We start from the raw sequence: 22587 nt of genomic DNA on the forward strand, positions 1-22587 counted from the left end.
CCCCGACGCTACCGCGTGGCGCTGGGGTACGGTCGGTCCCGATGGCGACGACTGAGGAGTGCCGTGCCGCACTCGACAAGCTCTCGGACAGCATGCGGGGCGCCGAAGGGGACGTGCGGTCGGCCACGGAGCTGGACCGCTCGGTGAGCTGCCACATCACCGACCTGGACGTCACCTTCGCCGGGCGCATGGCGGACGGCCGCATCGACGTGCGCGAGACCCTGGAGGGGCCGCCGCGCGAGCGGGCCGAGATCAGGCTGGCGATGACCGGCGACGACCTGGTGGCCCTGGTGGCGGGCGACCTGAACTTCGCCAGGGCCTGGGGCTCGGGCCGGGTGAGGCTGGAAGCGGGCCTGCGCGATCTGTTCCGGCTCAGGAAACTCCTGTAGCGGCCGCCTCCACCTGCTCGCTCACCTGCTTGGCGCGCCCCTTGCGGGCGGCCGGCACCACCAGCGGCGTACCCGTCTCCGGGTCGTCGATGACCTGGCAGCGCAGCCCGAAGACCCGCTCCACCAGGTCGGCGGTGACGATGTCCTTCGGCGCGCCCTCGGCGATGACCTGCCCGTCGCGCAGGGCGATGAGGTGGGTGGCGTAGCGCGCGGCGTGGTTGAGGTCGTGCAGCACGGCCACGAGGGTGCGCCCCTGCTCCTCGTGGAGTTCCGCGCACAGGTCGAGGACGTCGATCTGGTGCTGGATGTCCAGGTACGTCGTCGGCTCGTCGAGGAGCAGCAGCGGGGTCTGCTGGGCGAGCGCCATGGCGATCCACACGCGCTGGCGCTGTCCGCCGGAGAGTTCGTCGACGTAGCGGTCGGCCAGTTCCGAGATGCCGGTCTGGGCCATCGACTCCTGGACGACCCGCTCGTCCTCGGTCGACCACTGACGCAGGATGCCCTGGTGCGGGTAGCGGCCGCGGCCGACGAGGTCGCCGACGGTGATGCCGTCGGGCGCGATGGACGACTGCGGCAGCAGGCCGAGGGTCCGGGCGACCTGCTTGGCGGGCATCGACTGGATGACCGACCCGTCGAGCAGCACCCGGCCCCGGCTCGGCCTGAGCATCCGTGACAGGGCGCGCAGCAGGGTGGACTTGCCGCACGCGTTCGGGCCGACGATCACGGTGAAGGAGTTGTCGGGTATCTCCACCGACAGCTTCTCCGCGATGACCCGCTGGTCGTAGGCGAGGGTGACGTTCTCGGCGGTCAGGCGGTTCACGTTGCTCCTTTGGTTGTTCGACCCGCTGCGGTGGCCGGTGCCGGCGCTCAGATCCGGCCCGCCTTGCGCTCGGTGACCAGCAGCCACAGCAGGTAGACGCCGCCGAGCACGCCCGTGACGACGCCCACGGGCAGTTGGTCGGCACCGAAGACCCGCTGCGAGATGAAGTCCGCGCTGACCAGCAGGGCGGCGCCCATGCACAGGGACGGCAGCAGGTTGGGGCCGGGCGAGCGGGTCAGGCGCCGGGCGAGCTGCGGCGCGGTGAGCGCCACGAAGCTGACCGGGCCCGCCGCAGCGGTGGCCGAGGCGGTGAGCAGTACGGCGGCCACCATCAACAGCGCCCGCACCCGCTCGACGCGCACACCGAGGGCGTACGAGACGTCGTCGCCCATCTCCATCATCCGCAGCGCCCGTCCGTTGGTGAGCACGAGCGGCACGAGCACGGCGCACAGCCCGAGCAGGGGCCAGACCTGGTCCCAGTCGCGGCCGTTGAGGGAGCCGGTCATCCAGACGACGGCGCGGGAGGCGTCGACGATGTCGGCGCGGGTGAGCAGGTAGCCGTTGACCGCCGTGACGATCGCGGACACCCCGATACCGACCAGGACCAGCCGGTATCCGTGCACGCCCCGCTTCCAGGCGAGCAGATAGATGGCGATGCCGGTCACCAGGCCGCCGACGAGCGCGCCGACGGTGACCTGGGCCGAGCTGCCGGAGAACAGGACGATCATGATGAGCGCGCCGGCCGTCGCACCCTGCCCGAGGCCCAGGACGTCCGGACTGCCGAGCGGGTTGCGGGAGATGGCCTGGAAGAGCGCGCCGCCGACCCCGAGCGCGCCCCCGACCAGCAGTCCGACCAGGACCCGCGGCAGCCGCAGCTCGTTGACGATGAACTCCTGCCCGGCGTTGCCCTGGCCGACCAGGGTCTTGAGCACGTCGACCGCCGGTATGTCGAAGTCTCCGGTGCCGATCAGCAGCACGCTCGCGGCGAGCGCGAGGAGCAGCAGCAGGGCGACCACGACGGTGGCCCGGACGTCCAGGCGGAAGGACAGCCCGCCCGGGCTGCGCACGGCACGGTTGTTCGTCCCGGTCTTCACGGTCTTCACGTTGTTCACGGTCTTCCCGTTGTTCACGGTCTTCCCGTTGTTCACGGTCTTCCCGTTGCTCGCGGTCTTCCCGTTCTTCACAGCTGGGCCGTCCTCCGCCGTCGTACGAGAAAGATGAAGACCGGCCCGCCGAGGACGGCGGTGACGATGCCGACCTGGAGTTCGGCGGGCCGGGCGACGATCCGGCCGAGGACGTCCGCGCCGAGCAGCAGCACCGGCGACAGGATCGCCGCGTACGGCAGGATCCAGCGCATGTCGGGTCCGGTGAAGGAGCGGACGATGTGCGGGATCATCAGCCCGACGAACACGATCGGCCCGCAGGCGGCGGTCGCGGCCCCGCACAGCACGGTCGCCGCGAGCATGGACAGCGCCCGGGTGCGGTTCAGGTTGGCGCCGAGGGCCTTGGCGGTGTCGTCGCCCATCTCCATGGCGTTGAGCGGCCGGGCGAGCGCCAGCGCCAGGACCGTGCCCACCACGAAGAAGGGCAGCACCTCCTTGATGGTCCCGTTCGTCGCCGAGGCGAGCGAACCGACCGTCCAGAAACGCATCCGGCCCAGCGCCGCGTCGTCCATGATCATCACGGCCTGGAGGTAGCCGAAGAGCGCGGCGCTGATCGCGGTGCCGGCCAGCACGAGCCGCACCGGTGTGGCCCCCCGGCTGCCGCCCAGGAACCAGACCAGCGCGCCGACTGCCGCCGCACCGGCGAAGGCGAACCAGACGTATCCGGTCAGTGAGGTGACGCCGAAGAAGGTGATGCCCGTGACGACGGCCGCCGATGCGCCCGCGTTGATGCCGAGCAGTCCGGGATCGGCCAGCGGATTGCGGGTCAGCGCCTGCAGCACGGCTCCCGCGAGGCCGAGGGCGGCGCCGGCCAGCAGACCGAGGACGGTCCGCGAGAGCCGCTCGCCGACGACGACGTCGCCGTAGGTGCCCGAGTCGTGGAAGAGGCCGTGCCAGACCTCCGCCAGGGACAAATCCTTGGCGCCGATCGCGATGCTCGCCAACACGACCAGCACCAGGACCGCGACGGAGACGGGCAGCCCCGCGGCACGCAGGACACGGCGCTTGGAGGGCGGCGCGGGAGCGGTCTCCGCGCGCTGTTCGGGGGGACTGTCGACCAACACGCAGTTAGGTTAGCCTACCCTGCTAATCGATCACGCTCCCGAACACTCCCGAGGGTCCCGGGCCGGGCACGCCCCGGTACGCCCAGGGACGGTTGACGGGTTGAACGGGTGCCAGCGGGTGCCAGCGGGCGCCTGCCCCGTACGCCGTCTCACAACCCCAGCCGCGCCAGCGCCTTCCCCGAGTCCAGTCCGCAGCCCTGCTCTCCGCCCGCCGTCCAGGCCGCCGCGCACAGGGCGCGCAGCCCGTCCAGTGCCGCGCCGTCGCCGTCCAGCTCCAGCCGCTCCCCGCCGGCCGTCGCCGTCCAGCCTCCGCAGCGGAAGCCTCCCTCGGCGTCACCGGTGACCTCCGGCTGCCCGGTGAGCAGCCCGCGCAGATCGGCGTCGACGTACGTCGGCCGGTGCCGCGGCGGCGCCGCCAGCAGCTGCGCCCCGTCGGTCACACCGGTCAGGACGAGCAGCGAGTCGACCTCCCCGTTGAACGCGCCCTCGATGTCGGTGTCCAGCCGGTCGCCGACCACCAACGGGCGCCGGGCGCCGGTCCGCAGGATCGTCTCCCGGTGCATGGGGGGCAAGGGCTTGCCCGCGACCTGCGGCTCGGCGCCGGTCGCGATCCGCACGACCTCCACCGCCGCGCCGTTGCCCGGGGCGATCCCCCGGGCACCCGGGATGGTCAGGTCGGTGTTGGAGGCGTACCAGGGGACGCCCCGCGCGATCGCGTAGCAGGCCTCGGCGAACCGCCCCCACGGCAGCTCGGGGCCGCCGAACCCCTGCACCACGGCCGCCGGATCGTCCTCGGCCGACTCCACCGGCTCGAGACCACGCTCACGCAGTGCCACGCGCAGCCCCTCACCACCGATCACCAGCACCCGCGCCCCAGGGGGCAGCTGCTCGGCGATCAGCCGGGCCACCGCCTGCGCGGACGTGATGACGTCCTCGGCCCCCGTCGGTATGCCCAGCTCGGTCAGGTGCGCGGCCACCACGTCGGGGGTACGCAGCGCGTTGTTGGTGACGTACGCCAGGCGCATGCCGCCCTCGCGGGCCACGGCGAGGGAGTCGACGGCGTGAGCGATCGCGTTCCCCCCGGCGTACACCACGCCGTCCAGGTCGAGCAGCGCCGTGTCGTAGGCCTCGTTCAGGCCCCGCCCACTGACCTCGGGCCTCGTCCTGACGCTCCGGCTCATTGCGCATCGCTCCTCGTTCGTCGCCTTTCCCCCGATCATCCCCCATGCCACTGACACACGTACGATGCCGGGATGAACTCTGCAGGTCACCCGGAAGCAACGGCGCGCCGGGGCCTGGAACTCACCCCGTTCCGAGGCCTCCGCTACGACCCCGACCGGGTCGGCAGCCTGGCCGCCGTGACCTCTCCTCCCTACGACGTCGTGGTCCGCCCCGACGGCCTGCTCCACCTCGAGTCCGCCGACCCCTACAACATCGTCCGGCTGATCCTGCCCCAGGCCGCCACCCCCGAGGCGCGCAACGAGCAGGCCGCCCGCACCCTGCGACGCTGGACGGCGGAGGGCGTCCTGACCACCGACCCCGAACCGGGCCTCTACGTCTACGAACAACGCGACGGCGAAGGCATGCTGCAGCGCGGCATCATCGGCGCCCTGCGCGTGTCGGACCCCTCCGAGCGGGTGGTCCTGCCGCACGAGGACGTCATGCCCCACGTCGTCGCCGACCGCGCGGCACTCATGCGGGCCACCCGGACGAACCTCGAGCCCCTCCTCCTGACCTACCGGGGCGACGACGGGACGCCGGCCACCACCGCCCTCGTGGAACGCACGGCCGAGCAGCCACCGCTCCTCTCCACGACCACGGAGGACGGTTTCTGCCACCGCCTGTGGTCGGTCACCGACCCGGACACCGTCGCCCGCGTCCGGACCGAGCTGTCCCGGCACCAGGCCCTCATCGCCGACGGCCACCACCGCTGGGCCACCTACCGCACCCTTCGCGCGGAGCACCCTTCGCCCAGCCCGTGGGACCACGGCCTGGTCCTCCTGGTCGACACCGTCCGCTACCCGCTCCGCGTCCGCGCCATCCACCGGCTGCTGCACGGCATCCCGGTACCCGAAGCCGTGGCCGCCCTGGCCGGCCACTTCCGCGTCCGCCGCCTCGGCACGTCCCTGGACGAGTCACTGGAAGCCCTGGCGAAGGCGGCCGACGCGGGCAACGCCTTCCTCCTCGCCGGCGACGGCGCCTTCCACCTCGTCGACCTGCCGGACCCCGGCCTGCTGGCCCGCACGGTCCCCACCGACCGGCCCGAGGCCTGGCGCACCCTGGACGCCACCGTCCTGCACGCCACGCTCCTCGCCCACGTCTGGCACGTTCCGGACGACTCGGCGTCCCACATCTCCTACATCCACGACACGGCGGCCACCGTCGAGAAGGCCGAGCGCGACGGCGGCACGGCGGTGCTGATGCACCCGGTCCGCGAGGAGGTCGTCCGCGACCTGGCCCGACAGGGCGTCACCATGCCCCGCAAGTCGACGTCCTTCGGCCCGAAACCGGCGTCGGGCCTGGTACTGCGCCCACTCGACGCCTGAGACGGCCTGCCGACACGCCGAGGGGGCGGGCCCGTGAACCGGTCCCGCCCCCCTCGACCCGCCCTCAGGCGTCAGGCCGTCAATCCTTGTCGCCGTCCTCGGCGGAAGGGCTCTGCCCATCGCTCTCGGACTCGCCCTCGTCCAGAGCGTCCATGAACTCCACGCCGTCCAGCTCGGCGAGCCGGTCGGAGGCGTCGGTGCTGCCGTCCCGGTCCGACTCCACGGCCTTCGCGAACCATTCCCGCGCCTCCTGCTCCCGGCCGGCGGCCAGCAGCGCGTCGGCGTAGGCGTACCGCAGCCGCGCGGTCCACGGCTGTACGGAGTTGGAGGCGAGCTCGGGGCTCTGCAGCGTCACGATGGCCGCGTCCAGCTGCCCCATGTCACGCCGGGCACCGGCCGCCACGAGGCGCATCTCGACCTGGCCGGCCTTGTCCAGCTTGTGCACCTCGGGGGCACCCGCCATGTCCAGCGCCTTCTCCGGCCGGCCGAGCCCGCGCTCGCAGTCGGCCATCACCGGCCACAGCTCCACGGAACCGGTCATCCGCCGAGCGGCCCGGAACTCCGCCAGTGCCTCGGCGTACTTCTGGTTGGCGTACGCGGCGAACCCGGCCGCCTCCCGAACGGCGGCCACGCGGGACGCCAGACGCAGAGCCACCCGGGAGTAGCCGTACGCGCCCTCCGGGTCCTCGTCGAGCAGCCGCGCGACCATCACCAGGTTCCTGGCGACGTCCTCCGCGAGCGTCTTGGGCAGGCTCTGCAACTCCTGCCGTACGTCCTTGTCGATCTCGTCGCCCGTGACCTCCTCGGGGATCGGCAGCCGCTTGATCGGCTCGCGGTCCCGGTCACGGTCGCGCTCCTCGCGGAAACGGCCACCGCCGCCCTGCCGGTCGTCACGGCCCCGGTAGCCGCCGGGCCGCCCTCCGCGGTCGTCACGACGGGGCCCACGCCCTCCGCGGTCGTCGCGCCCGCGGAACCCACCGCGGTCACCACCCCGGCCATCGTCACGCCGGTCGTCACGCCGGCCGAAGCCACCGCGCTCACCACGGTTGTCGTCCCGACGGAAGCCGCCACGATCGCCACGGTCGTCACGCCGGTCATCGCGCCGGAAGGCAGGACGGTCGTCACGCCGGTCGTCACGCCGGAAAGCAGGACGATCATCCCGACGGTCGTCACGCCGGTCATCCCTGCGGTACGAGGGACGGTCACCGCGGTCGCCCCGGTCGTCACGCCGGTAGGCGGGACGGTCGCCCCGCTCTCCGCGGTCATCACGGCGGAACGAGGGGCGGTCGCCCCGGTCCCCACGCTCGCCACGGTCATCACGGCGGAAGGACGGACGGTCACCACCCCGGTCGTCCCGACGGAAACCCCGGTCGCCACCACGATCGCCACCACGGTCCCGGTCGTCCCGACGCCCGTACCCGCCACCGCGGTTGTCCTCGCGACGACCGTCGCGGCCGTCATCACGGCGATCGTCCCGCCGGTCGTCCCGGCGGAATCCACCGCGCTGCCCACCACGGTCATCGCGCCGGTCGTCTCGCCGGTCGTCGCGGCGATCGTCCCTGCGGAAGGCGGGACGATCGCCCCGCTCTCCGCGGTCGTCACGACGGAACGAGGGGCGGTCGCCCCGGTCCCCACGCTCGCCACGGTCATCACGGCGGAAGGACGGACGGTCACCACCCCGGTCGTCCCGACGGAAACCCCGGTCGCCACCACGATCGCGATCGTCCCGACGCGGCCCACGGTCTCGGTCGTCCCGGCGGAATCCACCGCGCTGCCCACCACGGTCATCGCGCCGGTCGTCTCGCCGGTCGTCGCGGCGATCGTCCCTGCGGAAGGCGGGACGGTCGCCACGCTGATCCCTGCGGTCACCGCGGTCACCACTGTCCCGTCGGCGCTGGTCGCGCTCCGGTCGGTCGTCGGGAGAGTTGGTGGACATCGGTGACTCCTGTCTTCGGTACCGCAAGTCATTCTCGCGCAGCCGGGTACCCGGTGCGCCCTGGAAAAACGAAAGGACCCCTGGTCCCAGCTGAACGCTGGGGACCAGGGGTCCTTCCCAAAGATTGTTCGGCGGCGTCCTACTCTCCCACAGGGTCCCCCCTGCAGTACCATCGGCGCTGTAAGGCTTAGCTTCCGGGTTCGAAATGTAACCGGGCGTTTCCCCTACGCTATGACCACCGAAACCCTAATGGTTTCGAGCGAACAAGCACACTCTTTAATTGTGCGTTCTACTCAAATCCGGCAACGGTCGTTGCCTCAGAACTAACACAGTGGACGCGAGCAACTGAGGACAAGCCCTCGGCCTATTAGTACCGGTCACCTCCACACCTCACGGTGCTTCCAGATCCGGCCTATCAACCCAGTCGTCTACTGGGAGCCTTAACCCCTCAAGGGGGTGGGAGTCCTCATCTCGAAGCAGGCTTCCCGCTTAGATGCTTTCAGCGGTTATCCCTCCCGAACGTAGCCAACCAGCCATGCCCTTGGCAGGACAACTGGCACACCAGAGGTTCGTCCGTCCCGGTCCTCTCGTACTAGGGACAGCCCTTCTCAAGACTCCTACGCGCACAGCGGATAGGGACCGAACTGTCTCACGACGTTCTAAACCCAGCTCGCGTACCGCTTTAATGGGCGAACAGCCCAACCCTTGGGACCGACTCCAGCCCCAGGATGCGACGAGCCGACATCGAGGTGCCAAACCATCCCGTCGATATGGACTCTTGGGGAAGATCAGCCTGTTATCCCCGGGGTACCTTTTATCCGTTGAGCGACGGCGCTTCCACAAGCCACCGCCGGATCACTAGTCCCGACTTTCGTCCCTGCTCGACCCGTCGGTCTCACAGTCAAGCTCCCTTGTGCACTTACACTCAACACCTGATTGCCAACCAGGCTGAGGGAACCTTTGGGCGCCTCCGTTACTCTTTAGGAGGCAACCGCCCCAGTTAAACTACCCATCAGACACTGTCCCTGATCCGGATCACGGACCCAGGTTAGACATCCAGCACGACCAGACTGGTATTTCAACGACGACTCCACCCACACTGGCGTGCGAGCTTCAAAGTCTCCCAGCTATCCTACACAAGCCGAACCGAACACCAATATCAAACTGTAGTAAAGGTCCCGGGGTCTTTCCGTCCTGCTGCGCGAAACGAGCATCTTTACTCGTAGTGCAATTTCACCGGGCCTATGGTTGAGACAGTCGAGAAGTCGTTACGCCATTCGTGCAGGTCGGAACTTACCCGACAAGGAATTTCGCTACCTTAGGATGGTTATAGTTACCACCGCCGTTTACTGGCGCTTAAGTTCTCAGCTTCGCCCCACCGAAATGGAGCTAACCGGTCCCCTTAACGTTCCAGCACCGGGCAGGCGTCAGTCCGTATACATCGCCTTACGGCTTCGCACGGACCTGTGTTTTTAGTAAACAGTCGCTTCTCGCTGGTCTCTGCGGCCACCCCCAGCTCACGGAGTAAATCCGGTCACCGAGTGTGGCCCCCCTTCTCCCGAAGTTACGGGGGCATTTTGCCGAGTTCCTTAACCATAGTTCACCCGAACGCCTCGGTATTCTCTACCTGACCACCTGAGTCGGTTTAGGGTACGGGCCGCCATGAAACTCGCTAGAGGCTTTTCTCGACAGCATAGGATCATCCACTTCACCACAATCGGCTCGGCATCAGGTCTCAGACTATTGCCAGGCGGATTTACCTACCTGACGTCCTACACCCTTACCCCGGGACAACCACCGCCCGGGATGGACTACCTTCCTGCGTCACCCCATCACTCACCTACTACAGGTCTGGATCATCGGCTCCACCACTCCCCATCACTCCGAAGAGATCAAGGGCGGCTTCACGGACTTAGCATCGCCTGGTTCAATGTTTGACGCTTCACAGCGGGTACCGGAATATCAACCGGTTATCCATCGACTACGCCTGTCGGCCTCGCCTTAGGTCCCGACTTACCCTGGGCAGATCAGCTTGACCCAGGAACCCTTAGTCAATCGGCGCAAACGTTTCTCACGTTTGTATCGCTACTCATGCCTGCATTCTCACTCGTGAACCGTCCACAACTCGCTTCCGCGGCTGCTTCACCCGGCACACGACGCTCCCCTACCCATCACAGCCGGCGTTGGCCGTATATGCTGCAATGACACGACTTCGGCGGTACGCTTGAGCCCCGCTACATTGTCGGCGCGGAATCACTAGACCAGTGAGCTATTACGCACTCTTTCAAGGGTGGCTGCTTCTAAGCCAACCTCCTGGTTGTCTGTGCGACTCCACATCCTTTCCCACTTAGCGTACGCTTAGGGGCCTTAGTCGATGCTCTGGGCTGTTTCCCTCTCGACCATGGAGCTTATCCCCCACAGTCTCACTGCCGCGCTCTCACTTACCGGCATTCGGAGTTTGGCTAAGGTCAGTAACCCGGTAGGGCCCATCGCCTATCCAGTGCTCTACCTCCGGCAAGAAACACACGACGCTGCACCTAAATGCATTTCGGGGAGAACCAGCTATCACGGAGTTTGATTGGCCTTTCACCCCTAACCACAGGTCATCCCCCAGGTTTTCAACCCTGGTGGGTTCGGTCCTCCACGACCTCTTACAGCCGCTTCAACCTGCCCATGGCTAGATCACTCCGCTTCGGGTCTTGAGCGTGCTACTGAACCGCCCTGTTCGGACTCGCTTTCGCTACGGCTTCCCCACCCGGGTTAACCTCGCAACACACCGCAAACTCGCAGGCTCATTCTTCAAAAGGCACGCAGTCACGAGGATGGAGCAAGCTCCACCCCGACGCTCCCACGGCTTGTAGGCACACGGTTTCAGGTACTATTTCACTCCGCTCCCGCGGTACTTTTCACCATTCCCTCACGGTACTATCCGCTATCGGTCACCAGGGAATATTTAGGCTTAACGGGTGGTCCCGCCAGATTCACACGGGATTTCTCGGGCCCCGTGCTACTTGGGTGTCTCTCAAACGAGCCGCTAATGTTTCGACTACGGGGGTCTTACCCTCTACGCCGGACCTTTCGCATGTCCTTCGCCTACATCAACGGTTTCTGACTCGTCTCACGGCCGGCAGACCGTAAAAGAGAGATCCCACAACCCCGCACACGCAACCCCTGCCGGGTCTCACACGTATACGGTTTGGCCTCATCCGGTTTCGCTCGCCACTACTCCCGGAATCACGGTTGTTTTCTCTTCCTGCGGGTACTGAGATGTTTCACTTCCCCGCGTTCCCTCCACACTGCCTATGTGTTCAGCAGCGGGTGACAGCCCATGACGACTGCCGGGTTTCCCCATTCGGACACCCCCGGATCAAAGCCTGGTTGACGACTCCCCGGGGCCTATCGTGGCCTCCCACGTCCTTCATCGGTTCCTGGTGCCAAGGCATCCACCGTGCGCCCTTAAAAACTTGGCCACAGATGCTCGCGTCCACTGTGCAGTTCTCAAACAACGACCAACCACCCATCACCCCGGAACCTACATCCCGAGTGCACTGGGGCCGGCAACTGAAAGCAGGCCAACGGCCGTACCCTCAGATACCCAACAGCGTGCCCGACACCCTCACCCTCCCCACTCGTGTTCCACGCCGAAGCAGTACTAACGAGAAGATCAGGTTAGGTGTGCCGAGTAGTCAACGTTCCACCCATGAGCAACCGTGCAGAACATTTGTCTGCAGTCGGCCATGTGCTCCTTAGAAAGGAGGTGATCCAGCCGCACCTTCCGGTACGGCTACCTTGTTACGACTTCGTCCCAATCGCCAGTCCCACCTTCGACAGCTCCCTCCCACAAGGGGTTGGGCCACCGGCTTCGGGTGTTACCGACTTTCGTGACGTGACGGGCGGTGTGTACAAGGCCCGGGAACGTATTCACCGCAGCAATGCTGATCTGCGATTACTAGCGACTCCGACTTCATGGGGTCGAGTTGCAGACCCCAATCCGAACTGAGACCGGCTTTTTGAGATTCGCTCCACCTTGCGGTATCGCAGCTCATTGTACCGGCCATTGTAGCACGTGTGCAGCCCAAGACATAAGGGGCATGATGACTTGACGTCGTCCCCACCTTCCTCCGAGTTGACCCCGGCGGTCTCCCGTGAGTCCCCAACACCCCGAAGGGCTTGCTGGCAACACGGGACAAGGGTTGCGCTCGTTGCGGGACTTAACCCAACATCTCACGACACGAGCTGACGACAGCCATGCACCACCTGTACACCGACCACAAGGGGGGCACCATCTCTGATGCTTTCCGGTGTATGTCAAGCCTTGGTAAGGTTCTTCGCGTTGCGTCGAATTAAGCCACATGCTCCGCCGCTTGTGCGGGCCCCCGTCAATTCCTTTGAGTTTTAGCCTTGCGGCCGTACTCCCCAGGCGGGGCACTTAATGCGTTAGCTGCGGCACGGACAACGTGGAATGTTGCCCACACCTAGTGCCCACCGTTTACGGCGTGGACTACCAGGGTATCTAATCCTGTTCGCTCCCCACGCTTTCGCTCCTCAGCGTCAGTATCGGCCCAGAGATCCGCCTTCGCCACCGGTGTTCCTCCTGATATCTGCGCATTTCACCGCTACACCAGGAATTCCGATCTCCCCTACCGAACTCTAGCCTGCCCGTATCGACTGCAGACCCGGGGTTAAGCCCCGGGCTTTCACAACCGACGTGACAAGCCGCCTACGAGCTCTTTACGCCCAATAATTCCGGACAACGCTTGCGCCCTACGTATTACCGCGGCTGCTGGCACGTAGTTAGCCGGCGCTTCTTCTGCAGGTACCGTCACTTTCGCTTCTTCCCTGCTGAAAGAGGTTTACAACCCGAAGGCCGTCATCCCTCACGCGGCGTCGCTGCATCAGGCTTTCGCCCATTGTGCAATATTCCCCACTGCTGCCTCCCGTAGGAGTCTGGGCCGTGTCTCAGTCCCAGTGTGGCCGGTCGCCCTCTCAGGCCGGCTACCCGTCGTCGCCTTGGTGAGCCATTACCTCACCAACAAGCTGATAGGCCGCGGGCTCATCCTGCACCGCCGGAGCTTTCGAACCTCGCAGATGCCCGCGAGGGTCAGTATCCGGTATTAGACCCCGTTTCCAGGGCTTGTCCCAGAGTGCAGGGCAGATTGCCCACGTGTTACTCACCCGTTCGCCACTAATCCCCACCGAAGTGGTTCATCGTTCGACTTGCATGTGTTAAGCACGCCGCCAGCGTTCGTCCTGAGCCAGGATCAAACTCTCCGTGAATGTTTACCCGTAATCGGGTGACACCACGAGAGCGGAACAGTCGGAGGAATAATCCGACCGTTCACAGCGTCCTCGCTGTTGTGTTACTTCAAAGGAACCTCAACCCGAACGGAAATCCGATCAGGTCGGGGTATCAACATATCTGGCGTTGACTTTTGGCACGCTGTTGAGTTCTCAAGGAACGGACGCTTCCTTTGTACTCACCCTCTCGGGCTTTCCTCCGGGCGCTTCCCTTCGGTCTTGCGTTTCCGACTCTATCAGATCCTTTTCGATCCGATTCCCTGTCGACGGGATTTGTCGATTACCTTTGCGCTTTCGCTCGTCGGCCTTTCGACATTCACTACGTTAGCCGATTCCTCCGTGGACTCATAATCGAGTCCCGCGAGTCCGAATTCAGGCATGCGGGCATGCCGAATTCGCTCCCGCTGAGGGAAGTCGTAGTAGTGGGTTGGCCGCTTCCGGCTGCAGGCGATTGCCGTACCCGGGTCAAGCGGCTCGGGCCACGTTACGCGCCTCCCAAAGGAGAGTCAACTTCGGCGTTTCCTCGGGACATGCGCCCGATACGGGCTGACCGTCGGGTCGTCGGCGACCCAGTAACGCCAGGGGTGCACGCCGCCTTCGCCTGCCACGCCAGTCCGCGGCCCGTTCCGTACCTGGTCACCGGGGACGGGGGTGCCCGTCAGGATGCGCAGAGGCGTCTCCTGGGACGCGCACGCGTCCGTGCCGTTCAACGCGCGGTCCACGCCCAGGGCGGTGGCGAGCCGGGCCGGGCCCTTGGCCAGTTCCTTGTCGTTGCGGGCGGAGAGCCGTCGGGTCCGGGCCAGCTCGGCCCCCTCGACGATCTCGCCGGCACGGAGCAGAACCGCGCTCGACCTGCCCTCGGGGCCGCAGACCAGGTTCATGCAGAACCACATGCCATAGGTGAAGTAGACGTACACGTGTCCGGGGGGACCGAACATCACGTCGTTGCGGGGGGTGCGACCGCGGAAGGCGTGGGAGCCGGGGTCGTTCTGACCGTCGTAGGCCTCCACCTCCGTCAGGCGGAGGGCGATCGGACCGTCCGGGGTGGTGCGCACCAGGATGCGGCCCAGGAGGCCGGGAGCCACCTCGAGAACGGGGCGGTCGAAGAATTCCCTGGGCAGGGGCGTACGGTCGGGGCTCGCGATCATGCCGTCCGAGCGTAACGCAGCCGGGGCCGTGCGCGGGGTGGTCAGAGGGCGCCCGGCCTTGCCAGGGTGTGGGGCGCGGAACCGGCCACGGTCGGATCGCGTTTGTATGGGTCGAGGATCCACACGTAAGCCTGGAGAGGGAGAGACATGGCGTTCAAGAAGCTGCTCGCGAGCCTGGGGGCCGGCGGGGCCTCGGTCGAGACCGAGCTGCACGAGGTCAACGTCGTACCGGGGGGTGTCGTCCAGGGCGAGGTGCGGATCCAGGGAGGGTCCGTCGACCAGGCGATCGAGGCGCTGTCGGTCGGGCTCCAGGCCAAGGTCGAGGTGGAGAGCGGCGACCAGGAGTACAAGCAGGACATCGAGTTCACCAAGGTGCGGCTCGGCGGTGCCTTCGAGCTGAAGGCCGGAGTGGTGCACGCGGTGCCCTTCGGGCTCGAGATCCCGTGGGAGACGCCGATCACCATGATCGACGGGCAGTCGCTGCGCGGGATGAACATCGGCGTCACCACGGAGCTGGAGATCGCGCGTGCCGTGGACTCCGGTGACCTGGACGCGATCAACGTGCATCCGCTGCCGGCGCAGAAGGCGATCCTGGACGCGTTCATCGGCCTGGGCTTCCGCTTCAAGAGCGCGGACATGGAGCGCGGTCACATCCGGGGCACGCGGCAGCAGCTCCCCTTCTACCAGGAGATCGAGTTCTTCCCGCCGCAGCAGTACCGCGGGCTGAACCAGGTCGAGCTGAGCTTCGTGGCCGACGCGCAGGCGATGGACGTCGTGCTGGAGATGGACAAGAAGCCCGGACTGTTCAGCGAGGGCAGCGACACGTTCCGTTCCTTCAAGGTCGGGCTGAACGACTACCAGGGCACGGACTGGACGGCGTACCTCAACCAGTGGCTCTCCGAGGTCGGCAGCAAGCGCAACTGGTTCTGATGGATCTAGGCTCGGTCTTCTCTGCACCAGACCATTCAGGAGGTACCGAGGTGACCGAGCTGAAGCGGCGTCCGCTCCCCCATGACTTCCACCCGCCCGTGCCGTCGTTCACCGTCACGAGCGACGACGTCCAGGACGGCGGGACGCTCAAGGACGCCCAGGTCCACGCGGTCGGCAACACCTCTCCGCACCTGCGGTGGGAGGGCTTTCCCGCCGAGACCAAGAGCTTCGCCGTGACGTGCTACGACCCGGACGCCCCGACGGGCAGCGGGTTCTGGCACTGGGTGGTGTTCGACATCCCGGCCGCGGTGACCGAGTTGCCGGTGGGTGCGGGCAGTGGCGCGTTCGAGGGGCTGCCCGAAGGTGCCGTGCACGCGCGCAACGACTACGGCGGCAAGGAATTCGGCGGGGCCGCGCCGCCGGCCGGGGACGGCCCGCACCGGTATGTGTTCACCGTGTACGCCGTGGACCAGGAGAAGCTCGGCCCGGACGCGGACGCCACGCCCGCGTTCGTGGGCTTCAATCTGCGGTTCCACGCGATCGCTCGGGCCCAGCTGATCGGTGAGTACGAGGTGCCCGCCGACAGCTGACCCGGCTGAGCGTTCATGGAACGTTTGCCCGCCCCTGGTCTTGGAATGGATCAGGGGCGGGCATCTTTATATTGCGTTGTCCATCTCGGCGTGCCCGGCCAGAGTTGATCCCAGCCCGCCAGGGGGTGGGCCGGTGCGCACGGGAGGTGGGCTGGTATGCGGGACACGCTGGTGCTGAACGCGAGCTTCGAGCCGTTGTCGACGGTGACGTTGAATCGAGCCGTCGTTCTGGTGCTCCAGGACAAGGCCGTCGTCGAGCAGGCCCACCCCTCGCTGCGCATGCGCGGAGCCGCGCTGGACATACCCGCGCCTCGGGTGATCAGACTCTGCCAATACGTACGGGTGCCGTTCCGAAGACGGGCTCCGTGGTCGAGGCGGGGGGTGCTGGTCCGGGACCGGCACCGGTGCGCGTACTGCGGGCGGCGGGCGACGACCGTCGACCACGTGGTGCCGCGGTCGCACGGCGGGCAGGACACCTGGCTGAACACGGTGGCCTCGTGCGCGGAGGACAATCACCGCAAGGCGAACCGGACGCCCGAGCAGGCGGGGATGCCGTTGCTTCGGGAGCCGTTCGAGCCGACTCCCGCGGATGCGATGTTGCTGGCGCTGGCCCGGGACGACTTCGCTGCGCTGCCGGAGTGGTTGGTTCTGGACGCTGCGTGACGGCTGCGCCGTCGGGGCTTGGGTCTTCCGCCCCGAGTGCGGGCCGTTCGTGGCTGGTCGCGCCCACGCGGCGGAGCCGCACATCGAGACGGTCCCGCGCCCCTTGAGGCGCGCGCCAGTCGCCCAGCATCCAGTGAGTACCGTCAGTCGATCGACGGCTTCTCGCGGCGTTCCTGGGCCGGGACGCTCGCGCCGCCGTTGCCGCCTCCGCTGCCCGAACCCCCGCCCAGGCCGCCGAGGTTGCCCATGGCGCCGGAGAGGCCCTTGAGGGCGTCGCCGATTTCGCTGGGGACGATCCAGAGCTTGTTGGCGTCGCCCTCGGCGATCTTCGGGAGCATCTGGAGGTACTGGTAGGAGAGCAGCTTCTGGTCCGGGTCGCCGGCGTGGATGGCCTCGAAGACCGTGCGGACGGCCTGGGCCTCGCCCTCGGCGCGCAGCGCGGCGGCCTTGGCCTCACCTTCGGCGCGCAGGATCTGGGACTGCTTCTCGCCCTCGGCGCGCAGGATCTCGGACTGCCGGACACCTTCGGCCTGGAGGATCGCGGCGCGCTTGTCCCGGTCGGCGCGCATCTGCTTCTCCATCGAGTCCTGGATGGAGGTGGGCGGTTCGATGGCCTTGAGCTCGACGCGGTTGACGCGGATGCCCCACTTGCCGGTGGCCTCGTCGAGGACGCCGCGCAGGGCGGCGTTGATCTCCTCGCGGGAGGTCAGGGTCCGCTCCAGGTCCATGCCGCCGATGATGTTGCGCAGGGTGGTGACGGTGAGCTGCTCGATCGCCTGGATGTAGCTGGCGACCTCGTAGGTCGCGGCGCGGGCGTCGGTCACCTGGTAGTAGATGACGGTGTCGATGTTGACGACCAGGTTGTCCTGGGTGATGACCGGCTGCGGCGGGAAGGGGACGACCTGTTCGCGCAGGTCGATGCGGTTGCGGATGGTGTCGATGAACGGGACCACGATGTTGAGGCCCGCGTTGAGGGTCCGCGTGTAGCGGCCGAAGCGCTCGACGATGGCGGCGCTGGCCTGCGGGATGACCTGGATGGTTTTGATCAGGGCGATGAAGACCAACACCACCAGGATGATCAGGACGATGATGACCGGTTCCATCGTGGGTGTCCGTCCCCTTCTCCGCCTCGGCGCTCCGGCAGATCCTATTGGCCAGATCCGTTGACCTGGCTGACCCTGACTACTGCTGATCTTACGGCTGTTGAGGATCTTGCTGGTCGAGTCTGACAGACCGTCGCGCGACGCGGTGGCCGTTCGGGTTACTTGTGCACCGCGGGGTCACATGATGACGGCCGTTGCCCCGTCGATCTCCACGACGTCCACTTCCTCGCCCGGCTCGAAGGCGCGCCCGGTGTCCAGGGCGCGTGCCGACCACACCTCCCCGGCGAGTTTGATCCGGCCGCCGGTACCGTCGACCCGCTCCAGGACCACGGCCTGTCTGCCCTTCAGGGCGTCCACTCCCGTGGCCAGTTGGGGTTGTTGGGAGCGGCGCCGGACGGCGATGGGCCGTACGACGGCGATGAGGGCGACCGAGACGATGACGAAGACGAGTACCTGGACGACCAGGTCCGCGCCCAGGCCGGAGGCGACGGCGGCGGCGACCGCGCCGACGGCGAACATCCCGAACTCCGGCATCGCGGTCACGACGAGCGGAATTCCGAGCGCTGCCGCGGCGACGAGCCACCACACCCATGCGTCGATGTCGTTCACGCTGTCATGGTAGGTCCGCGGGGGACGCCGGGGACAGGGCGCACGGGGGGGCGGGTCAGGACAGGGGGAGCCCCTTGGCGGTCCACCGCTCCCCGGCCTGCTCGACGACGAGCGGGAGTCCGAAGCAGCGGGACAGGTTGCGGGAGGTCAGTTCGAGCTCCAGCGGGCCGGCGGCCAGGACCTTGCCCTGACGGATCATCAGGACGTGGGTGAAGCCCGGGGCGATCTCCTCGACGTGGTGGGTCACCATGATCATGGAGGGTGCGATGGGGTCGCGGGCCAGTCGGCCGAGACGGCGGACGAGGTCCTCGCGGCCGCCGAGGTCGAGTCCGGCGGCGGGCTCGTCGAGGAGGAGCAGCTCGGGGTCGGTCATCAGGGCGCGGGCGATCAGGGTGCGCTTGCGCTCGCCCTCGGAGAGGGTGCCGAACCTGCGGTCCAGGTACTCGGTCATGCCGAGGCGGTCGAGGAAGGCGCGGGCGCGCTGCTCGTCGATGTCCTCGTACTCCTCCTGCCAGCCGGCGGTCATGCCGTACGCGGCGGTGAGCACGGTCTGCAGGACGGTCTGGCGCTTGGGCAGCTTGTCGGCCATGGCGATGCCGGCGACGCCGATGCGCGGGCGCAGTTCGAAGACGTCGGTGCCCGGCTTGCCGAGGGTCTCGCCGAGGATGGTCGCGGTGCCGTTGCTGGGGTAGAGGTAGCTGGACGCGACGTTGAGGAGGGTGGTCTTGCCGGCGCCGTTGGGGCCGAGGATGACCCAGCGCTCGCCCTCCTTGACCGACCAGGAGACCTGGTCCACCAGAGCCCGGCCCTCGCGGACCACGGTTACGTCCTGAAGCTCCAGAACATCGCTCATGAGCGCGTTGTCTCCCCTTGCATTGTGGCCGGTCTCGGCTGTCGCGTACACCTGTGACTCGGGCCGCGGCGCCGGTGGGCGCAGGCCCCTCCAGGAAATCTACGCCACCGGTCGGCGTAACCGTTCCATCGGTCCGGTCCTTAGGGTGGGGGCATGCTCTCGGAACCACGCGCAGGGCGCCTTGCCGCCTGGGGAAATGCCCTTATTGCCCATATGGTCTCGCCGGACGACGCCGCGGTCGCGATCGTGGGCGAGGACGCGGTGCACCGGGTGGCGGGGCTGCCGGGTGAAGACGCGCCGGTCGGCCTGACGCTGGCGTTGGGGAGGCTGCGGGCGCTCGGGGCGGCCGGACTGCGGGTCGCGCTGCCCGCGCCGGGGCATCCGCTGGGGCTGAGCGGCCCGCCGGAGTTCAACGCGCGGGCGCTGGAGGCCGAGGAGGCGGTGATCTGCGAGGGGGCCGCGCTGGGGCTGGTGCCGGAGGTGTACGAGGCGGGGCCCGACGGGGACGTGCACGTCGAGGTCGTCTGGCACTGTCTGCCGGTGCGGGAGGCGCCGCCCGCGGACGTGCCCTCGCTCGGGGAGGCGGAGCGGGAGCTGGCGGAGGCGCTGCGGGACGCTACGGAGGTGCTGACGCGGCTGGACGTCGCGGGGTCGGGGCCGGTGGCGGAGGCCGCGGTCGCTGCCTACCGGGCGCGGGCGGAGCGGGGGCGCGAGGTGCTGGCGCCGGGGTATCCGCCGCGGGCGGTGCGGGTGCTGGAGTTGGCGCAGCGGGTGGGGGTGCTGGTGTCGCTGGCGTCCGAGAACGGGCACGGGGGCGCGGTGAGCGCGTCCGAGATGGCCGCGCGAGGGGAGGCGCTCCGGCCGGTGGAGCGGGTGGCTCGGCGGGCGCAGGTCGCGGCGTACAACTCCGTTGTGGTGGAGCGGGGGATGCGGTGACCGTTTCTCCGGCTTGTGCTCGGTGCTGGTGCGACCGCCCGGGGCTGCGGCCCCCAGACCCCGCTTTCGGCCCTGAACGGGCCTCGTCCTCAAGCGCCGGACGGGCTGGTTGACGCCGATGCGGCCTCCCAGAAGTCCCGGGAGGCCGCAGGCATCGTTGGTGACCGGGGTCAGTGGTTGACGCCCAGGTTGCCGAAGGCCGGGTTCAGGAGGCCGATGACGTTGACGCTGTTGCCGACGGCGTTGACCGGGATGTGGATCGGCGCCTGGACCAGGTTGCCGGAGGCGACGCCCGGGGAGCCGACGGCCTTGCCGTGGGCGTGGGAGCCGCCGTCGGTGGCGGAGGCCATGCCCGCGCCGGCGGCGATCAGACCGCCGGCCACCATCGTCACGGCCGCTGCCTTCTTCAGGTTCTTCACTTACAAGCCCTCCTTGCGATCGCCGCGGCAGTCGCCGCAGCACGCACTGGAGAACGGCCGGACCCCTCGAAGGATGCGCCATATGGGGGACATTCCCACGACGGTATGAATCTCCGACCGGAGGGGAACCCTCCGCCGCGCCGCCGCGTACCGGGGCAGTCGCAGTCGGTCGCGGTCAGCCGGTCACACCGTGGCGCACGGCCCACAGGGCGGCCTGGGTGCGGTCCGCGAGGTCGAGTTTCATCAGGATGTTCGAGACGTGGGTCTTCACCGTCTTCTCGGAGAGGACGAGCGCACGCGCGATCTCCCGGTTGGAGCGGCCGTCCGCTATCAGGCCCAGCACCTCGCGCTCCCGCTCCGTGAGGGAGCCCGCCCTGCCCGGCCCGGAGCTGCTCTCCTCCTGGCTCAGGAGGGCGCCCGCGACCTCGGGCTGGAGCAGGATGTGCCCGGCGTGGACCGAGCGGATGGCGCCGGCCAGCGCGTCGGGGTCGACGTCCTTGTACACGTACCCGGCCGCGCCCGCCCGCAGGGCCGGGACCACGGTGCGCTGCTCGGTGAAGCTGGTGACGACGAGCACGCGCGCGTGGTTGTCCAGCTCGCGGAGTCTGCGCAGCGCGTCGACGCCGTCCATGCCCGGCATCTTGACGTCCATGAGGATCACGTCGGGCATCAGCTCCTGGGCGCGGTCGACGCCCTCGGCCCCGTCCGCGGCCTCACCGACCACCTCGATGTCGTCCTGTACCTCCAGGAAGGTCCGCAGTCCCCGGCGGACCACCTGGTGGTCGTCGACGAGCAGCACCTTGATTGCGTCAGCCACCGGGAACCTCCATCTCGATCGTGGTGCCCTCACCGGGCGCGGACCGCACGGTCAGCCGGCCGCCGGTGCCGTTCGCCCGGTCGCGCATCGAGACCAGGCCGAGGTGGCGTCCGGCGCGGCGTACCGTGCGCGGGTCGAAGCCGCCGCCGTCGTCGGTGATCCGCAGGACGGTTCCGGTGCCCCGCCGGTGCAGGGTCACCTCGACGTGCTCCGCACCGGAGTGACGCAGGGCGTTGTGCAGGGCCTCCTGGGCCACGCGCAGCATCGCCTCCTCCTGGGCGGCCGGGAGGGCCTTGACCCCGCGGCCGGTGAAGGTGACGCGGGCGGCGTGGGCGCGGTCGAGGACCTGGATCTGGGTGCGCAGGGTGGCGACCAGGCCGTCCTCCTCCAGGGCGGCGGGACGCAGCTCGACGACGGCGGCGCGCAGCTCGTCGGCGGCCTCGGCGGCCAGCGTGGCGACCTGGTGCAGCTCGCCCTTGGCGCGCGCGGGGTCGCGGTCGACCAGAGCGGTGGCCGCCTGGGCGGTCAGGCGCAGTGAGAACAGCTTCTGGCTGACCGCGTCGTGCAGTTCGTGGGCGAGGCGGGAGCGCTCCTCGGCGATGGTCAGCTCGCGGCTGCGCTCGTACAGGCGCGCGTTGGTGAGGGCGATGGCGGCGTGCTGGGCGAGGATGCCGAGCAGTTCCTCGTCGTCCTGGGTGAAGCCGCAGGTGCCCGTCGGTTTGGGGCACGGAGGGTGTGGGGGGTGCCCACCCACGGGACGCAGCTTGTTGGCGAGGAACAGGGCCCCGAGCACCTCGTCGCCGTCGCGGATGGGCAGGCCAAGGAAGTCGACCAGGTCGGGGTGGGCGGAGGGCCAGCCCCCGAAGCGGGGGTCCTTGCGGACGTCGCCGAGGCGCTCGGGGGTGGCCTCGTGGAGCATCGCGGCGAGGATGCCGTGCTGGCGCGGCAGCGGGCCGATGGCCTTCCACTGCTCGTCGCTGACGCCGTCGACCACGAACTGGGCGAAGCCGCCGTGGTCGTCGGGGACGCCGAGGGCGGCGTACTGGGCGTCGAGCAGCTCGCGGGCCGAGGCGACGATCGTCTTGAGGACGTCGCGCACCTCGAGGTGCCTGCTCATGGCCAGCAGCGCGGAACTCACCGCGGTGAGGCCGGACCGGGGGCCGTGACTCATGTCCTCACGGTACCCGTGGGGGGTGGGGGCGGGATCGGCCCGGTGACGGGCCTCGCCTAGGGCGGTGGGCCTAGGTCCGGGGTCCCGTCCGTCGGGCCTAGGGCGAAGGGCCCTGAGAGGTTGGGGCCCGTG

At 68.2% G+C, this 22587-nt stretch carries 19 protein-coding genes and 3 rRNA genes; 6 read left to right on the top strand and 16 right to left on the bottom strand.

Annotation, left to right across the window (positions count from 1 at the left end; all coding sequences use genetic code 11):
- Positions 1–41 precede the first annotated feature (41 nt).
- A complete protein-coding gene (locus tag C4J65_RS05755; protein WP_115741406.1) occupies positions 42–389 on the top strand; it encodes a sterol-binding protein in 348 nt (115 codons plus the stop codon).
- On the opposite strand, the gene C4J65_RS05760 is transcribed toward C4J65_RS05755, so the two are convergent.
- From C4J65_RS05760 to C4J65_RS05775, 4 genes are all read right to left on the bottom strand, one after another.
- Complete coding sequence (locus C4J65_RS05760; RefSeq protein ID WP_162833044.1) at positions 373–1209, bottom strand: ABC transporter ATP-binding protein; 837 nt, start codon at positions 1207–1209, stop codon at positions 373–375. The two genes, C4J65_RS05755 and C4J65_RS05760, sit on opposite strands and share 17 nt — an antisense overlap.
- Positions 1210–1256: 47 nt before the next feature.
- Positions 1257–2312, bottom strand: coding sequence for an iron chelate uptake ABC transporter family permease subunit (locus C4J65_RS05765; RefSeq protein ID WP_205351127.1), 1056 nt, complete (start codon positions 2310–2312; stop codon positions 1257–1259).
- Between the two features lie 77 nt (positions 2313–2389).
- Complete coding sequence (locus C4J65_RS05770) at positions 2390–3436, bottom strand: iron chelate uptake ABC transporter family permease subunit (protein ID WP_115741408.1); 1047 nt, start codon at positions 3434–3436, stop codon at positions 2390–2392.
- Positions 3437–3585: 149 nt separating this feature from the next.
- Positions 3586–4617, bottom strand: a complete 1032-nt coding sequence (locus C4J65_RS05775; RefSeq protein ID WP_115741409.1) for an HAD hydrolase-like protein — start codon at positions 4615–4617, stop codon at positions 3586–3588.
- A gap of 72 nt (positions 4618–4689) precedes the next feature.
- Here C4J65_RS05775 and C4J65_RS05780 point away from each other — a divergent pair, with 72 nt between their 5' ends.
- Positions 4690–5982, top strand: a complete 1293-nt coding sequence (locus C4J65_RS05780) for a DUF1015 domain-containing protein (RefSeq protein ID WP_115741410.1) — start codon at positions 4690–4692, stop codon at positions 5980–5982.
- Between the two features lie 79 nt (positions 5983–6061).
- Here the strand turns inward: C4J65_RS05780 and C4J65_RS05785 are convergent, their stop codons facing one another.
- The 6 genes from C4J65_RS05785 to C4J65_RS05815 all read right to left on the bottom strand — a co-directional run bounded on the left by C4J65_RS05785 (position 6062) and on the right by C4J65_RS05815 (position 14364).
- Positions 6062–6799, bottom strand: coding sequence for a tetratricopeptide repeat protein (locus C4J65_RS05785; RefSeq protein ID WP_162833543.1), 738 nt, complete (start codon positions 6797–6799; stop codon positions 6062–6064).
- The gene (locus C4J65_RS05790) at positions 6691–7950 is read right to left on the bottom strand and encodes a hypothetical protein (protein WP_115741411.1); all 1260 of its coding nucleotides are present in this window, start codon (positions 7948–7950) and stop codon (positions 6691–6693) included. The genes C4J65_RS05785 and C4J65_RS05790 overlap by 109 nt, the downstream gene beginning before the upstream one ends.
- Positions 7951–8044: 94 nt before the next feature.
- Positions 8045–8161: ribosomal RNA gene (gene rrf, locus C4J65_RS05795) — 5S ribosomal RNA — on the bottom strand.
- Positions 8162–8265: 104 nt separating this feature from the next.
- A 23S ribosomal RNA gene (locus tag C4J65_RS05800) occupies positions 8266–11388 on the bottom strand.
- A gap of 280 nt (positions 11389–11668) precedes the next feature.
- Positions 11669–13195, bottom strand: a 16S ribosomal RNA gene (locus C4J65_RS05805).
- The 16S, 23S and 5S rRNA genes sit together here, the layout of an rRNA operon.
- A gap of 527 nt (positions 13196–13722) precedes the next feature.
- Entirely contained in the window at positions 13723–14364 is a 642-nt protein-coding gene (locus C4J65_RS05815) for a DNA-3-methyladenine glycosylase (protein WP_115741413.1), read from the bottom strand.
- 147 nt (positions 14365–14511) lie between these two features.
- Between C4J65_RS05815 and C4J65_RS05820 the strand changes: the two genes are divergently transcribed.
- The 3 genes from C4J65_RS05820 (at position 14512) to C4J65_RS05830 (ending at position 16547) form a co-directional block, all read left to right on the top strand.
- Positions 14512–15294, top strand: coding sequence for a sporulation protein (locus C4J65_RS05820; protein ID WP_115741414.1), 783 nt, complete (start codon positions 14512–14514; stop codon positions 15292–15294).
- A 50-nt stretch (positions 15295–15344) separates the two neighbouring features.
- On the top strand, positions 15345–15884 hold the full coding sequence (locus C4J65_RS05825) for a YbhB/YbcL family Raf kinase inhibitor-like protein (RefSeq protein WP_115741415.1): 540 nt from the start codon (positions 15345–15347) through the stop codon (positions 15882–15884).
- A 156-nt stretch (positions 15885–16040) separates the two neighbouring features.
- The gene (locus C4J65_RS05830) at positions 16041–16547 is read left to right on the top strand and encodes an HNH endonuclease (RefSeq protein WP_007388340.1); all 507 of its coding nucleotides are present in this window, start codon (positions 16041–16043) and stop codon (positions 16545–16547) included.
- Positions 16548–16690: 143 nt separating this feature from the next.
- On the opposite strand, the gene C4J65_RS05835 is transcribed toward C4J65_RS05830, so the two are convergent.
- From C4J65_RS05835 to C4J65_RS05845, 3 genes are all read right to left on the bottom strand, one after another.
- Entirely contained in the window at positions 16691–17650 is a 960-nt protein-coding gene (locus C4J65_RS05835; RefSeq protein WP_059301910.1) for an SPFH domain-containing protein, read from the bottom strand.
- Positions 17651–17827: 177 nt separating this feature from the next.
- Entirely contained in the window at positions 17828–18259 is a 432-nt protein-coding gene (locus C4J65_RS05840; protein ID WP_115741416.1) for an NfeD family protein, read from the bottom strand.
- Positions 18260–18314: 55 nt separating this feature from the next.
- Entirely contained in the window at positions 18315–19112 is a 798-nt protein-coding gene (locus C4J65_RS05845; RefSeq protein WP_115741417.1) for an ABC transporter ATP-binding protein, read from the bottom strand.
- Positions 19113–19265: 153 nt separating this feature from the next.
- Between C4J65_RS05845 and C4J65_RS05850 the strand changes: the two genes are divergently transcribed.
- Positions 19266–20048: a hypothetical protein gene (locus C4J65_RS05850; protein WP_115741418.1), complete on the top strand. Its 783-nt coding sequence runs from the start codon at positions 19266–19268 to the stop codon at positions 20046–20048.
- A 170-nt stretch (positions 20049–20218) separates the two neighbouring features.
- On the opposite strand, the gene chpE is transcribed toward C4J65_RS05850, so the two are convergent.
- The 3 genes from chpE to C4J65_RS05865 form a co-directional block, all read right to left on the bottom strand.
- On the bottom strand, positions 20219–20467 hold the full coding sequence (chpE, locus tag C4J65_RS05855) for a chaplin ChpE (RefSeq protein WP_115741419.1): 249 nt from the start codon (positions 20465–20467) through the stop codon (positions 20219–20221).
- A 175-nt stretch (positions 20468–20642) separates the two neighbouring features.
- Complete coding sequence (locus tag C4J65_RS05860; protein WP_115741420.1) at positions 20643–21284, bottom strand: response regulator transcription factor; 642 nt, start codon at positions 21282–21284, stop codon at positions 20643–20645.
- Positions 21277–22455: a GAF domain-containing sensor histidine kinase gene (locus C4J65_RS05865; protein ID WP_115741421.1), complete on the bottom strand. Its 1179-nt coding sequence runs from the start codon at positions 22453–22455 to the stop codon at positions 21277–21279. Before C4J65_RS05865 ends, C4J65_RS05860 begins: the two co-directional genes overlap by 8 nt.
- Between the last annotated feature and the right edge of the window lie 132 nt (positions 22456–22587).

Source organism: Streptomyces sp. CB09001 (genome assembly GCF_003369795.1).
Taxonomy (GTDB): Bacteria; Actinomycetota; Actinomycetes; order Streptomycetales; family Streptomycetaceae; genus Streptomyces.